This is a genomic window from Nocardia sp. NPDC050413 (genome assembly GCF_040655475.1).
Lineage (GTDB): Bacteria > Actinomycetota > Actinomycetes > Mycobacteriales > Mycobacteriaceae > Nocardia > Nocardia coubleae.
Genome location: NZ_JBFAJZ010000006.1, coordinates 57,648 through 71,673 on the forward strand (window position 1 = coordinate 57,648; position 14,026 = coordinate 71,673).

Annotated in this window: 16 protein-coding genes; 8 read left to right on the forward strand and 8 right to left on the reverse strand. The window is 67.1% G+C overall.

Annotation, left to right across the window (positions count from 1 at the left end):
• Positions 1 to 247 precede the first annotated feature (247 nt).
• Together AB0I19_RS16680 and AB0I19_RS16685 are read left to right on the forward strand one after the other, a co-directional pair.
• Positions 248 to 1,288, forward strand: a complete 1,041-nt coding sequence (locus tag AB0I19_RS16680; RefSeq protein ID WP_225280910.1) for a carboxylate--amine ligase — start codon at positions 248 to 250, stop codon at positions 1,286 to 1,288.
• Positions 1,289 to 1,300: 12 nt separating this feature from the next.
• Positions 1,301 to 3,301 (forward strand): hypothetical protein, encoded by a 2,001-nt coding sequence (locus AB0I19_RS16685; RefSeq protein ID WP_357149528.1) that lies wholly within the window; start codon positions 1,301 to 1,303, stop codon positions 3,299 to 3,301.
• Here the strand turns inward: AB0I19_RS16685 and AB0I19_RS16690 are convergent.
• A complete protein-coding gene (locus AB0I19_RS16690; RefSeq protein ID WP_181697801.1) occupies positions 3,298 to 3,570 on the reverse strand; it encodes a hypothetical protein in 273 nt (90 codons plus the stop codon). The two genes, AB0I19_RS16685 and AB0I19_RS16690, sit on opposite strands and share 4 nt — an antisense overlap.
• A 195-nt stretch (positions 3,571 to 3,765) precedes the next feature.
• On the opposite strand from AB0I19_RS16690, the gene AB0I19_RS16695 reads away from it, so the two are divergent.
• Both AB0I19_RS16695 and AB0I19_RS16700 read left to right on the forward strand, forming a co-directional pair.
• Entirely contained in the window at positions 3,766 to 4,182 is a 417-nt protein-coding gene (locus AB0I19_RS16695; RefSeq protein ID WP_357149531.1) for a hypothetical protein, read from the forward strand.
• Positions 4,179 to 4,646 (forward strand): hypothetical protein, encoded by a 468-nt coding sequence (locus AB0I19_RS16700; RefSeq protein ID WP_357149533.1) that lies wholly within the window; start codon positions 4,179 to 4,181, stop codon positions 4,644 to 4,646. The genes AB0I19_RS16695 and AB0I19_RS16700 overlap by 4 nt, the downstream gene beginning before the upstream one ends.
• Positions 4,647 to 4,649: 3 nt before the next feature.
• On the opposite strand, the gene AB0I19_RS16705 is transcribed toward AB0I19_RS16700, so the two are convergent.
• Together AB0I19_RS16705 and AB0I19_RS16710 are read right to left on the reverse strand one after the other, a co-directional pair.
• Entirely contained in the window at positions 4,650 to 5,045 is a 396-nt protein-coding gene (locus AB0I19_RS16705; protein ID WP_356987064.1) for a Rid family hydrolase, read from the reverse strand.
• A 70-nt stretch (positions 5,046 to 5,115) separates the two neighbouring features.
• Positions 5,116 to 5,754, reverse strand: a complete 639-nt coding sequence (locus AB0I19_RS16710) for a PadR family transcriptional regulator (protein WP_357149536.1) — start codon at positions 5,752 to 5,754, stop codon at positions 5,116 to 5,118.
• A 142-nt stretch (positions 5,755 to 5,896) separates the two neighbouring features.
• Between AB0I19_RS16710 and AB0I19_RS16715 the strand changes: the two genes are divergently transcribed.
• Together AB0I19_RS16715 and AB0I19_RS16720 are read left to right on the forward strand one after the other, a co-directional pair.
• Positions 5,897 to 6,829, forward strand: a complete 933-nt coding sequence (locus AB0I19_RS16715; protein ID WP_357149539.1) for an ATP-binding cassette domain-containing protein — start codon at positions 5,897 to 5,899, stop codon at positions 6,827 to 6,829.
• Positions 6,826 to 7,635 (forward strand): ABC transporter permease, encoded by an 810-nt coding sequence (locus AB0I19_RS16720; protein ID WP_357149542.1) that lies wholly within the window; start codon positions 6,826 to 6,828, stop codon positions 7,633 to 7,635. Before AB0I19_RS16715 ends, AB0I19_RS16720 begins: the two co-directional genes overlap by 4 nt.
• Before the next feature lies 1 nt (position 7,636).
• Here the strand turns inward: AB0I19_RS16720 and glmS are convergent, their stop codons facing one another.
• Positions 7,637 to 9,469 (reverse strand): glutamine--fructose-6-phosphate transaminase (isomerizing), encoded by a 1,833-nt coding sequence (glmS, locus tag AB0I19_RS16725; RefSeq protein ID WP_357149544.1) that lies wholly within the window; start codon positions 9,467 to 9,469, stop codon positions 7,637 to 7,639.
• 10 nt (positions 9,470 to 9,479) lie between these two features.
• A complete protein-coding gene (locus tag AB0I19_RS16730; protein ID WP_245655485.1) occupies positions 9,480 to 9,857 on the reverse strand; it encodes a hypothetical protein in 378 nt (125 codons plus the stop codon).
• On the opposite strand from AB0I19_RS16730, the gene AB0I19_RS16735 reads away from it, so the two are divergent.
• Positions 9,856 to 10,035, forward strand: coding sequence for a hypothetical protein (locus tag AB0I19_RS16735; protein ID WP_067497001.1), 180 nt, complete (start codon positions 9,856 to 9,858; stop codon positions 10,033 to 10,035). The two genes, AB0I19_RS16730 and AB0I19_RS16735, sit on opposite strands and share 2 nt — an antisense overlap.
• A gap of 101 nt (positions 10,036 to 10,136) precedes the next feature.
• A complete protein-coding gene (locus AB0I19_RS16740) occupies positions 10,137 to 10,730 on the forward strand; it encodes a hypothetical protein (RefSeq protein WP_357149549.1) in 594 nt (197 codons plus the stop codon).
• Here AB0I19_RS16740 and AB0I19_RS16745 read toward each other — a convergent pair whose 3' ends face one another.
• From AB0I19_RS16745 to AB0I19_RS16755, 3 genes are all read right to left on the reverse strand, one after another.
• Positions 10,731 to 12,329 carry a carboxylesterase family protein gene (locus AB0I19_RS16745; protein ID WP_357149552.1) on the reverse strand — a complete coding sequence of 533 codons (1,599 nt, stop codon included), beginning with the start codon at positions 12,327 to 12,329 and terminating at the stop codon, positions 10,731 to 10,733. It lies immediately after the preceding gene.
• Between the two features lie 78 nt (positions 12,330 to 12,407).
• Positions 12,408 to 12,839 carry a MarR family transcriptional regulator gene (locus AB0I19_RS16750; protein ID WP_357149554.1) on the reverse strand — a complete coding sequence of 144 codons (432 nt, stop codon included), beginning with the start codon at positions 12,837 to 12,839 and terminating at the stop codon, positions 12,408 to 12,410.
• 92 nt (positions 12,840 to 12,931) lie between these two features.
• Complete coding sequence (locus AB0I19_RS16755; RefSeq protein WP_357149557.1) at positions 12,932 to 13,996, reverse strand: Gfo/Idh/MocA family oxidoreductase; 1,065 nt, start codon at positions 13,994 to 13,996, stop codon at positions 12,932 to 12,934.
• Positions 13,997 to 14,026: the final 30 nt, after the last annotated feature.

The following is a 14,026-nucleotide window of genomic DNA, read 5'->3' on the forward strand; positions in this document are numbered from 1 at the left end:
GTGGCAGCCCTGTCGGCTGTCGATCGAGAAGGGATAAGGTTTGTCGATTTCCGCTGACGAATCCCAGAGTCGAAATCCGAACAAAGGCTATATCGCCCTTTTGGGCTGGAGTTTGAACGCCGTAGCGGCTGTCGATCGTTTCGATCGGCGCTACATCGTGGTAGCCCCCGCATGGGCGCAAGATTATTGCACAGAACACAACATTCCCTATATTCCATGGGATTTCGAACGTCTCAACGATCGTTCGATGGAGATCGCGGAAACGCTGAAGGATCTGGGCGTCGACGTCGCCATCCCGATCTTCGAGGAGACCGTCGAATGGGCGGGCGCGATCAATTCGGTGTTGCTCGACAACCCTCGCCTGCTCGGCCAAGCCATGTTGCTGCGCGACAAGTCACTGATGAAGCGGCGCGCCCAGCTCGGCGGCATCCGGGTCGGCATCTTCGAGGAGGCGCACGACCGCGACGACGTGGCCCGTTTCCTCAAGCGGGTCAATCAGACCCTGCTCAAGCTCGACGGTGACCCCAACGACCCGATCCACCTCAAGGCCTTCGACAAGGCGGGCTGCCTCGGTCACCGCGTGATCCGCACGCCCGACGAGATCGACACCATCCCCGACGACGAGTTCCCGATGCTGATGGAATCGCATCTCGACGGCTGGGAGTTCGCGGTGGAGGCCTGGGTACACAAGGGCCGCATCTGCTTTCTCAACATCTCCGAATACGTCACCCTCGGCTATTCGGTGTTCGTCCCGGCCACTCCGGAGCTGGAGAAATACCGGCCGGAGATCACCCGTCAGGTCGAAAAGCTCATCAAGACGTTCGACATCGAATTCGGCTTCATCCATCCCGAGTACTTCGTCACCAGCGACGGCGAGATGTATTTCGGCGAGGTCGCCTATCGCCCACCGGGTTTCAAGGTGTTCGAACTACTCGAACGCACCTACGGTTTCAACGCCTACCACGCGCTGGTGCTGGCCTTCGACCCGAAGACCACCGACGAGGAGATCGACGCCTTCTTCCCGAAGGAAGTCGTCGACGCCACCGGGCACGCCGGATGCTTCGGGGTGTACCCGCGCCGGCGGGTGGTCAGCCAGCTGTCGATTCCACCGGAAACCGAGGACCACGACTATTTCGAGTCCCACGAGCTCACCGAGCCGCTGGCCGAGAAAGTCACCAAGCGAACAGCTTTCGGCAACCATTGGGGCCTGCTCTATTTCTTCGGTGACGACCCGTACACTCTGCGGGATCTGCTGAAGCGACAAGAAGAGCTCGACTTCTACATCTGATCGGATCGGCGATTGAGTCCAAGTGACCAGGCGACGCTGGACAAGCGTCTCGCCACCCTCGACCACGCCACCGGGGCCCTGCACGACACCGGCGAATTCGGCAAACAGGTGAAACTGCCCAGAGTGCTCGACGCGCTGCGCCGGGTACTGCTGGTGCCGGGCGGGTGTGCGGCGGTGCGCGAGCGAGCGCAGCGCCTCGAGGCGGCAGGCCTGTTCCTCGGCACCGATTGGGCGCAGCCGCAGATTCTCATTCCGGCGCTGAGCACCGGTTCGCTGCGCAGTGCCAATGCCGACACCGTTGTGGTGGAGGCGGTGAGCGATCTGCGATTGCTCGCCGTGGCCAAGGGTGATTACGAGCATCCGCTGATCTCGGCCGCGGCGGCCGGTGAACACCTGTCGCAGGTGCTCGCGGTGAATCTGTCGCTGCTGTTCTCGCCGCCCACCGAGGCCGAGCGGGAGCAGCAGGGGCGGATGGCGCAGGTGTCGCGCGAGCTGCTGCACTACCTGGTGGCCGAGGTCGGGTACGAGAAGGTGCTCGAGAATCTCGTGGACGAGATCTGGCGGATTCTGCGACAGCGGCCCATCCAGGTGGACGCGGTGAAGCGGATGATCACCCAGATCGCGGTGGCCAGAGCCAATCCCGATGTCGATCTCGGCGCAAGCGGACTCGGCGCGGACAGGCTCATCAGCAGCCTCTACGGCACCACCGAAGGGTGTCGGGAGGATCCCGGTGTCGAGATCTACCGCACCCGCCTCGAATCCATGGACGACAGCGCCCTGCAGTACGAGGCAACAGGTTTCGCGCGTTCCATGCACGACACCGGCCTGGTATCGCCGTATCACGCTGTGCTGCTTCGCTTCCTGCTCGGCAAGGGCGAATACCTGCTCGGCGAGGCGATGGGCCTGTCGAGCACCGGCCGCGACAGCCTGCTCTGCTACCACGAACTCGTCCGCACCCTGATCGAGCAAGCCGTGTTCGTCGAAACAGCGCAGTGTGTCTACGGTTTGGCGTTGCTGCTCGAACGCGGCATCCTCTATCAGCCGCCGGTGGCGCCCGCGCTGTGGCGGCAACTGTCGCTGCGCCTGTCACCGCATTCGCAGCAGCGGTTGACGCAGGTGTTCGGCACGGTGCCCGACCCGCGCGCGCGATTGCTCGCGGGCGTGCTGTCGGTGCTCGGTCAGCCGCTCGGCATCGGTCAGGGCGACAACCCCACCTGCCAGTCGGCGCGGGCCCTGTCGATGTGGGCCTACAACGACCCCGACTACCTGCTGCAATCGGTGGCGTGGGCCGCGCGCGACGACGAGATCGTCATGCACTTCGAAGGTCAGCCGCTGTCCTCACGCGAGCACGGCGACCAGGTGAACGCCCTGCTGCACCACGACCTCGACCCGGTATCGCTACTGGTCGTGCCCCATCTGGACCGCATCTACGCCGAAATGGGCCGCCGGTGCGCGGGCCGTGAGGGCGACCCGCACCGCTGGATCAATCCCGAATTCCACGGATGGTGGTCCGGACGCGGTTTCCGCATCAATGTCGATGTCGCCACCGGCAACCTCGTCGACCTCGACGATTTCCAGCGCCACTTCTACGCCGGCTACCACCCCTTCTACAACGGCAACCAGCCGGTGATCCACCCGCAGCCCGCCGGTATCGCGGTCACCGACAGCGCCGCCCGCTTCGTCGGCTGGCACGCCATCACCATCCTGCGCGTGAGCCTCGACCCGCAGGGCAAGATGCGCGTCTACTTCTACAACCCCAACAACGACAGCGGCCAGGACTGGGGCGACGGAGTAGTCGTCGGCACCGCCGGGCACGGCGAACGCTTCGGTGAAGCGTCACTGCCCTTCGAGCAGTTCGCCTCACGGCTCTACATCTTCCATTTCGACCCGCTCGAGCCCGGCGAATCGGCGGCCGTGGACCGCGCGGAACTGGATCGGGTCACCGGATACATCCGGCGCAGTTGGGGTGCGGACCGCTTGCCGCCGGAAGATGGTGTGGCCGAACGGGATTAACTGTGTGTCGCGAGGTAGACCAGCGTGGCCACGCCGAGCGCGAGCGCGCCCAGGATGCCGCCGGCGATGGTGTCGGCGCGATTGGTCGCGATCCCGCGTTCGATCCGGTCCCAGCCGACGAACGCCGCGCCGACCGCGATCACAGCGGCGGGCACCGCGAGAAACTCACTCGCGAACGGGATCACGGAGAATCCGCACGCGAAGATGCCGAGTACCAACGAGAGCAGTCCCGCACCGTTGCGCGGCGGCGGCACCTGGGGTCCTGGCATTCCCCGAGCGTAGCGGGAGGGGCGTCGGCGGGCGCCGCGTTGTCGGCGGTGACGGCGTGCGTGAGCGCGCGCTCCTCGTCGGCACCGGCCCGTCGCTGACCGGTTGCTGGGAACGAACTCGGCATCTGTTCTATTTCATTTTCGTCCGGAAGTTACTCGGCGTTATATCGTGCAACTCCCTGTTCGAATGCGCTGATGCTCAGGACGAAATGGGGTTTCGCAATGGTGGTCGGGGCAGGGAAGGGTTCGCTGAAAGGAAGCCGTCGCGCGGTTCGGGTGCGTGCGCGGCGGCCGTTGCGGGTGACGGAACTGGTCACCGGGGCGATGGTGTTGCTCGCCGCGGGTGGCGGAATGGCGGGGCCGGTCATCGCGGCTGTACTGGTGTATCGGGCGGGTGGGCCGCGGGTCGGCACCGCCGTCACGGCCTCACTGGTGGTGGCGATCGCGGCGGTGGCGGTGTGCCTGGTCACCGGGCTCTTGCTGCTGGTCACGGCATGGCGTCGTCGCGCACCGCGCCCGGCACCCGACACCACGACGGTGCGAACCCCGGTGTCCCAGGGCCTGCGTCCCCGACTGGGGATGAGCGGCGTCGCCGTGCGGGGTGCGCCATGACGGCGGTAGGGCGGGTCGGCGTCGTCGAATGCCATCGGTGCCGGTTGTTCGTCGAGGTTCTCGACCGGGACCGGTGCGGGACGCGGCTCGCTCAGCTTCTCGCTCGCGCCCGCCAGCACTGGATCAGCCACAGCGATCGCGCCGTGTTCGGTCCACGAAATCACTGGGAGGGCATCACCCTCGACGATGCCGTCCGGTGTCCGGGCGACCTGGTCGAGGCGGCCGCGGCCGGTTGCGGCTGCGGTGACCAGGCCGAGGACCTGGCCACCGTCCTCATGCTGCTCTCGGGCTGTCCCGTCGTGGTCGAGCCGGTCGCGGGGCAGCCGTGTTTCCTGCTGTCTCTGTACGGCTTGGCCGACGACGATCTCGGTCTCGCCGAAACCCTCGTCCAGGTCTTCGAACTCGACCATTCCCTGCGCGTCGTCGACCGGACCAGCTGGACCGTTCCGGTCGACGCCTGCTGACCCTCAGCCGCGCACCGCGAGCGCGTCCACCTCGAACAACATTCCCGGCAGGGCGAGAGCGGCGACGCCGAGCAGCGTCTGGGTGGGCGGTCGCTCACCCCAGATCTGCGCGATCTGCTTGCCGAGCACGGTCAGCTTGTCGAGGTCGTGCTCGACGATGAACGTCCGCAGCTGAGCGACGTCGCCGTAGTCGAGTCCCGCTGAGCGGAGCGCGGTTCCGAGGTTGGCGAAGGCCCGCTCGACCTGTCCGGCGAAGTCGTCGGTGGTGGTGTGTCCCTGTGCGTCCGAGTCGTACTGACCCGCGATCAGCACGAGCTCACCGCTCACCTTCGCGACATGGCTGTAGCCGAACCCGGTGGGATCGTGCAGGTCGGCGGGGTTGCTGATATCCAAAGGCATGGCGTCTCTCCTGTGTGCGCGAATGGTCGGCACAGGGGAGACGACGCACCGCCGGAGAGTGTGACAACCGCTAGCGTGCGTCCGAGGGGTGGGGGCCGGTACTGAACGGGTTGGGCTCGTCGTCGGCGAGAACGCCCACGAAGGGCTCGCCCTCACCGGCGAACACGTACGCGCCGTCGGCGATGCGCTGGATGAGGCCGCGCGTCCACCTCGCTTCGCTGTCGGCCGAGTCGACCCACATGTGCATGATCTCGCCGATGTGCCCGAGCTGCCCCGGTCCCTGCTCCGGGGTGTAGTACTCGGTGACCGAGGTGCGCCACTGCTCGAGCTTGTCGATGCGCTGTTCGAGCAGGGTCACCACCTCGTCGCGGGGGAGGTCGACCATGAACCCGATGCCCGCCGAGAGCATGTCCATCTTCTGGTCGTAGGAGGTGAGGGCCTCGCGCAGCAGGGTGAAGTACTCCTCGGTGCCCGCCTCGGTCAGCTCGTACTCGACGCGCGGAGGTCCGCCGACGGTGCTCGGCGCGACTTCGTGGGCGAGCAGGAGTCCCTGCTTGGCCGACTGCTTGAGCGCGTGGTAGATCGACCCGGGTTTGGCGTTGGACCATTCGTGGGCGCCCCAGAACTCCAGGTCGTTGCGCACCTGGTAACCGTGTGCGCGCCCGTGTTGACGGACCGCGCCGAGAACCAGCAGCCGGATCGCTGACATGGCCGTCTCCCTTCCGCGTGATGGCAACCAAAGGTAGCAGCGGATCAAGTTTGACTACTCGTGTCGGTAATCAAGTTTGACTAATCGAGCACACGCGCGTACGTTGGCCGACCTAGTCAAGTTTGATTAATGGGAGGGTGAAGTGAGCGACCACGAGATAGTCGTCGAGGGCCTGCGCAAGAAATACGGCGCGAAACAGGCACTCGACGGACTCGACCTGGCTGTGCGCACCGGAACCGTGCACGCCGTACTCGGCCCGAACGGCGCGGGCAAGACCACCGCCGTGCGCATCCTCGCCACGCTGCTTCGTCCCGACGAGGGCCGGGTGGAGGTGGCCGGTCTCGATGTGCGCACCCGGGCCGACGAGGTCCGCGCCCGCATCGGGTTGCTCGGCCAGCACGCCGCCGTCGACGAGGAACTCAGCGGCCGCCAGAACCTCGAGATGTTCGGCAGGCTCTATCGGTTGGGTGCACGCGGTGCGAGCGCACGCGCGGAGGAATTGCTGGCCCGTTTCGGGCTGGCCGACACCGGCAAGAAGGCCGTCAAGCAGTACAGCGGCGGCATGCGACGCCGGCTCGACCTGGCCGCCTCGCTCATCTCCGCGCCGCGGGTGCTGTTCCTGGACGAGCCGACGACCGGCCTCGACCCGCGCGGGCGCACCGAGGTGTGGAACTCGGTGCGCTCCCTGGTCGACGGTGGCACCACCGTCCTGCTCACCACCCAGTACCTCGAGGAAGCCGATCAGCTGGCCGACCACATCTCGGTGATCGACCACGGCAGGGTCATCGCCGACGGCACGGCCGACGAACTGAAGGCCGACACCGGCGGCGACCGCATCGACGTGGTGCTGCGCGACCCGGCCCACCTGACCCGCGCGGCCGCGCTCATCCCCGGCGATCCGGTGATCGATGAGGACCGCCGGATGGTCAGCGCCACCGTCGGCGACCGGATCGTCGCCCTCACCGAAACCGTCCGGGCATTGAGCGACAACGGCATCGACGCCGAAGACATCGCGATCCGCCGCCCCACCCTCGACGAAGTGTTCCTGCACCTGACCAAGGAGAACGCGGCATGAGCGTGACTCACACCCACCCGGCTTCGACACTGAGCGCGGCGCTGACCGACTCCTGGACCATGACCCGGCGCGAACTCGCGCACTGGGCGCGCCAACCCGTCCAGGTCGGCGTCGGCCTGGTGTTCCCGGTGATGATGCTGCTGATGTTCGGCTACCTGATCGGCGGCGGGCGCGGCATCGACGGCGACTTCACCGACTACCTGGTCCCCGGAATGCTCACCATGACAATGGTTTTCGGCCTCGACGCCACTATGGTCGCGGTGACCCAGGACCTCGGCAAGGGCGTGATCGACCGCTTCCGTTCGATGCCGATGAACTCGGCGGCGGTGCTGGTCGGGCGCAGCGTCGCCGACATGCTGTCGTCGGTGCTCGGCCTGGCCGTGATGATCGCGGCCGGATACGCCATCGGCTGGCGCTGGCACGACGGACCCGCCGCGTTCCTGGCCGGCGTCGCGCTGTTGCTGCTGTTGCGTTTGGCGATGCTGTGGATCGGGATCTATCTGGCGATGGTCGCGGGCAAACCTGAGCTGGTGCAGACCGTGCAGCTGCTGATCTGGCCGCTGAGTTTCCTGTCCAACGCCATCGCCTCGCCCGAGTCGATGCCGTCCTGGCTGGGCGCGGTCATCGAATGGAACCCGATGTCGGCCACGGCCACCGCCGTGCGTGGCCTGTTCGGCAACCCGGTCGCCGCGGGCGACTCCTGGGCTGCCGACCATGCGGAACTGCTGGCGGTGGCGTGGCCGGTGGCGTTGATCGCGGTGTTCTTCCCGCTCGCGGTGCGGCGGTTCCGCGACCTGAGCCGCTGACCTATTCGACGGTGACGCTCTTGGCCAGGTTGCGCGGCTTGTCCACGTCGCGGCCGAGGGCGAGGGCGCAGTGGTAGGCCAGCAGTTGCAGTGGGATGGTGAGCAACATCGGGTCGAGTTCCGGGGCGACCTTCGGCACCCGGATCACGTCGTCGGCGATGCTGTCGGGCAGGTCCGCGTTGGTGACGGCGATGACCGGGCCACCGCGGGCCTTGATCTGCTCGATCGTGTTGATGTTCTTGGCCAGCAGTTCGTCGTCGGGGACGATCACCACGCTCGGCATCTCCGGGTCGATCAGCGCGAGCGGACCGTGCTTGAGTTCGGAGGCCTGATACGCCTCGGCGTGCACATAGCTGACTTCCTTCAGCTTCTGCGCGCCCTCGCGGGCCACCGGCCAGGCACGCACCCGGCCGATGAAGAACATGCTGCGTGCCTTGGCGTAGCGCTGGGCGATCTCGGCGATGGCCGCTTCGTCACCGATCAGCTGGTCGATGGCGTCGGGCACGGCGCGAAGACCGTCGACGATGCGCTGCCCGTCGGCGGCGGAGAGATCACGCACCCGCCCGAGCAGCAAAGCCAGCATGGTGAACGACACGGTCATGTTCGTGAGCGCCTTGGTCGAGGCGACCGAGATCTCGGGGCCCGCGTGCAGGAACACACCGGCACCGCACTGGCGGGCGATCGCGCTGCCCACCGCGTTCACCGCACCGATCACCCGGCCACCCTTGCGCTGCAATTCCTGCACCGCGGCCAGGGTGTCGAGGGTTTCCCCGGATTGGCTGATCGCCACGTACAGCGCGTCGGGATCGACGACCGGATTGCGGTAGCGGAACTCCGAGGCCGGTTCCGCCGTGGCGGGGATGCGGGCGAGCTCCTCCACCAGTTGCGCACCGAGCTGACCTGCGTAGTACGCCGACCCGCAGCCGAGGAACACCACCTTGCTGATGCCGCGCAGTTCGCGGGCATCCATGTTCAGGCCGCCCAGGCGCGCGGTGGCGAAGCGGTCGTCGAGGCGTCCGCGCAGGGCCCGGCGCACGGCCTCGCTCTGCTCGGCGATCTCCTTGCGCATGAAGTCGGGGTAGCCGCCGAGCGCGTAGTCCTCGGCGGCCATGTCGATGGTGGTCGGCACCTTGTCGGTCTGCTCGGGTTCGGCGCCGAGGGTGCTCGTGCGGAATCCGTCGGCGCGCAGGGTGGCGATCTCGCCGTCGTCGAGGAACACCACCCGCTGGGTGTGGTGCACCAGGGCGGCGACATCGGAGGCGATGAACATCTCGCCGTCGCCGACACCGAGCACGATCGGGCTGCCGTTGCGGGCAACGACCAGCTCGTCGGGCCGGCGCGCGTCGAGGACCAGCAGCCCGTAGGTGCCCTGCACGCGGTGCAGCGCGGCGCGCACGGCGGCCTCGAGCGAGTCGGTGGCGTCGAGCTCGGCCGCGATCAGATGCGCGATGGCCTCGGTGTCGGTATCGGAGACCAGCTCCACACCGAGCGCGGTGAGCTCGGACCGCAGCTGTTCGGCGTTCTCGACGATGCCGTTGTGGACCACCGCGATTCGGCCGCTGGTGTCGGTGTGCGGGTGGGCGTTGGCGTCACTCGGTTCGCCGTGGGTGGCCCATCGGGTGTGCGCGATGCCGACATTGCCGGGCAACGTGGCGGTATCGCCCTTGTCGCGCAGCTCCTGCACCCGGCCCTGCGTCTTGCGAACCCGCAGTTTGCCCCGGTACGGCAGCGCGAGACCCGCCGAGTCGTAGCCCCGGTACTCGAGCCGATGCAACCCTTCCAGCAGCACCGGAACCGCTTGCCGATGCCCGACGTACCCGACGATTCCACACATGCCGGCTCCTTTACCCGTAGACGATGCGCCGCAACTGCCGTTCGGTGAACCGGGGAGCCGCCACCGGCCGCTGCGCGAGTTCGCCCGCGAGCAACCGCCAGATCTCGGCATTACGCACCTGCCGGGCCTGCAACTCCCCGTGCCTGCGGCGCACGAACTCCTCGGCCGTCTCGTCGAAATATCCGACGATATCGGCGACCACCCGAGCCGCGACCCGCTCCGGAAGCCCCGTGGACATGGCCACATGCCGCACCAGCTCCGCCGAGGATCCGTCGTTCACCGCCGCAATCTTGCCCGCCGCGATCGTTTCCGCCAAGTTCCCTGCCCGATTTCGGGCAGAATCGTTGCCCATGGCACCGCGCGGGTATTCGGCGGACACTGGAACCATGGTCGACAGAGAACAACGCACCCCCTTCTACGGGGTGGTGCTGATTCTCGCAGCGCTGGGAGCAACCATGGCAGTGACGTTCTACGGTCCGACCTGGCTGCGCGTCGTCGTGTACCTCTTCATGGTCGTAGCCATCATGGTCGGCGGCGTCATGACCTTCCGCGACTACTCCCGCTGAGCTGCGATCTCGCCCGCGCCCCTGGTCCACGCCAGCGGGCGAGCGAACTGCGAGTGCTTTCGGGCGCCGCCATCGTGGCTGAGCCGTGGCACCATGCGTGGGTGGGTGACTATTTCGAGCGGATCGTCGATGTCGAGGTGGGTGCGGCCGAGGCGGAGGCGCTCGGTGCGCGGGTGGTGGACTGGATGGTGGCGCGTGGCTTGTTGACGCGAGGGATGTCCAGCGAGTCGATGTACAGCTCGAAAGTCGAGACGGGCTATGTCCCCGGGGCGCAGTGGGCGGGTATCGCGGACAACTGGGGCGCCGATTGGCTGCCCGGCCCGGTGGCCGTCATCGTCGGCCGCCATGCCCACCACGGCGGCCAAGGCGAAACCGAACCCGAGTACGCCACCTGCCCCCACTGCGCCACCCGCACCGTCATCATCGATTACCCGAACCGATGGGAAGCCGACCCCGCTGTCTGGCAACCCTTTACGTCCGCGATCGAGGAATGGGTCACCACCGGCGCCGGCGACGTCACCTGCCGAACCTGTCGGACATCCGTACCGATCAACGGTTGGACCTGGTCCGACGACTTCGCCCTCGGCGCGCTGGCTGTCGAATTCTGGCACTGGCCACCGTTGCACGACACCTTCGTCAGCGAGCTCGCCACTCAGCTCGGCCACCGGACCGTGCACCACACCGGCAAATTCTGACTAACCGATCCGGCTGATACCCGACCACAGGTCGCAATGATGCTGGGCTGCAAAAGAATCGCCGATGCTGATCCCGGCGCTGCTCATCTCGAGAGTGGTGCCGGGGGTGGTCGGCCAGTCGGCGAAGTCCGCTGTCACCGGATCGCCGGTGTGGGCGAACCGGGCCCAACTCTGCTGAATGCGGCGGGAGAGCTGGTCGCCTGCCGGCGGCAACGGGATCGGGACGCCGAGCAGATCGGTGAACACGTAGGGAAGTTCGGCCGCGTGAAAGGCGCCGGGCAGCAACGGGTTCTGGCCCAGGGGAGCTTCGTTGAAGCGGTATTGCCAGACCTCGGCCCCACCGGCACGTGCGGCCTCGGTAGTGAAAAAGGCTGGGCAAGCGAAGAATCCGTCGGTGAGCACCTTTTCCTTCGCCTTGACCGGGGAGGGGAACTCGGCCGACGGGTATCGGTGCAGAACCTGACCGGCGTTGTCGCCGAACAGTTCCTGCGCCCAGGTCAGGTAATCGGATTCATCGGGGATCGTGCCCTTCAGGTAGTCGAGCAGGGCGATGAAAGCGGCGCCCTCGTCGGCATTGCTGCCGACCACCAGCGGTATGTCGCGCGCGGCTCCGGCGGCGAGCGCCTCTTCGGGAGTGGAGGTCAACACAACCCCGTCCTGTACGGGGCTCCAGGTGATCGCCATCGAATGCAGTTCGGCACTGGGCGAATCCAGCAGCTTCTCGACCGGAAGCGCGCGCAGGCAGTTCGTTCGCGTGTGCGGATCGTGGCACCCGAGGCTTGCCGCGTAGTCGGCCGACCGCTGGAAGGCGAGTTCCCTGTCCGGCGGTGACAGCGGGCTCCGCGCGCACGACCCACTCTGGATGATCGCCCGGTGGAAAAGGCCCTGTGCCGGCGGCGAAGCGAGCTGCGTGCACACACTCATCCCACCGGCCGATTCGCCGAAGATGGTGACATTGCCGGGGTCGCCACCGAACGCGGCCGCATTCTCCTGTACCCAGCGCAGCGCTGCCTGCTGATCGAGAGTGCCGTACGTTCCCGTGATGCCGCCGGTGCTGTCGGCCAGTTCCGGCAGTGCGAGGAAACCGAACGGGCCGACCCGGTAATTGGGGATGGCCACGATGACCTTGCCCTCACGCACCAATCGGTCGGGGGAGTCGTACTGAGCGTTGGAGCCGAGTACGAAGGCGCCACCGTAAAGCCAGACCATCACCGGAAGATTCGCGCCCGCGGAGTTCTCCGGCACATAGACATCGATGCTCAGGCAGTCCTCGCTGGATTCCTGTAGCGCCAATCCGAACGGCGCCGGAGACGCCTGCGGACACTGCGGCCCATGCGCCACCGCCGCACGCACATCTGTCCACGGAACGGCGGGTCGCGGAGGGGCGAAACGGTTTTCGCCCGCGGTCGCGGCGGCGAACGGAACACCGAGGTATTCGACGATGCCGTTGGTGTGCCGACCGCTGATCGGCCCGCCCGAGACGGTGACCACCGTATCGTCGGGTGCCGCGGCGGCGGGCGAAACCACCACCGCCGCACCGGCACTCGCGAAGACAATGGCCGCAGCCAGCAACTGACGGATGAAGTTCGGGCTCCGCAACGCACGCTCCCACAGTGAAATGCTTTTGAAACAAAACTACTGTAGGTGACCGGCCTCACAGGGGGAAGAGTGCGCGACCTATTCGTCCAGCACGGACAGCAGCCGCTGCAGGGCGGGCACGGCGGATTCCAGCGCCCGTCGATCCGCCGGTGACAGTTTCGCCAGCGAGTCCCGCAGCATGGCCGCACTGGCCCGGTCATACCTGGCCAGCAGTTCCCGTGCCCGCGCAGACGCGACCAGCACCGCCCCGCGCCCGTCCTCGGTCGACGGCACCCGATCCACCAGATCGGCCATCGTCCGAACCAGATTGCTCACCGTCGACTGCGCCACCTTGAGCTCGTCCGCGGCACGCCCCGGCGCCAGACCGTCATGTGCCACAAGCAATCTCAGCAGTTCGATCTGCGCCTCCGGCAGATCGGGCAGTCCCTCCAGTGCCCGTGTCCGCCGCAACACCGCCCGCCGCAGCGGTCCGAGCAACGCACTCAACTGAGCTTCGACGCCACCTGCCATCCCGCCATTCTCCCGGCCACCGACGAATGGCTGTCCGTGGCTACCTACGTCAGGTGTCGAGAGCGGCGGGGCCGGCCGTGGTATGCGGCAGGTCACTCGGACAGTTTCGGCATTTCGATCGGGCGGGAGCCCTCGTGCAGGGACCGCGCGCCCACGACGCCGACCAGCGATGCCGCGATCGCCTGCTCTACCGGGACCAAAGGCTTCGCGCCGTGTTCGACGCATGCGCGGAACCCCTCGAGGATGCGGACCGTGCCCTCGGCTTTCGGCTCGACCGGTGTGCCGTCGGCGAGATACCTGGGTGTGGGTGCGCGTTCTTCGTCGACGGTGGCGCCGCCCACCCATCCTTCGGTGCGCACCCGCACCGACCAGGCGCGATCGCCGGGCGCCCGCACCGATTCCGCCAGCCCTTCGGTGCCGCGCACCGAAACCCAGCTCCAATGGCTGTCGGGTTCGCCCTGCAGGAACCCGTGCCTGCTGATCGCCAGTCCACCGCCACTGAGCCGGACCATCATGACGACCGCCGCTCGCGCATCGGCGGTGTCGACCGGGAACGCCGACACCTCGATCGGCAGCTGACCGGTGAGGGAGAGGATCGGCGAGAGCGTGTGCGTGCAGTAGGCCGTCGGTTCGATGCGTCCTCGCCAATGGGCGGGATCGCCGATCAGGCCCGTCACGTCGGCGGGTGACATCGCGTGCAGATAGTCGGCCTCGATCAAGGTGGGACGGCCGATTTCCCCATCCGCCAAGGCTTTCCGGATGAGATTCACATGCGGATGGAACACGTAGTTCTCGGCGAACGAATACGTCGCCGACGACCGCCGCTCGGCCGCGAGCAGCTCCGCCGCCTGCCGTTCGTCCACGCAGGCAGCCGATTCCGACAGGACGTGGATGCCCCGATCGAGGAACGCGATGGCCAAGGGTGCGTGTTCGTCGAAGTCGTTGGCCAGCATCACGGCATCCATGGGGTGATCGAGAAGCGCGGTCCACTCCTCGAAGAAGGTTGTCCCAGGCAGCATCTCGGCTGCCTCGCCCCGTCGCGCCGCATCCCGATCACACGCGGCGACCACCTCCATCCCCAGCCGCCGACACCACGCCGCCAGATGCAACCCCATCCGCAAACCCACAACCCCGACCCGCATACCCTGTCCCATCATTTCATCCTGTCGGAGAGTGCAGCCGATCGA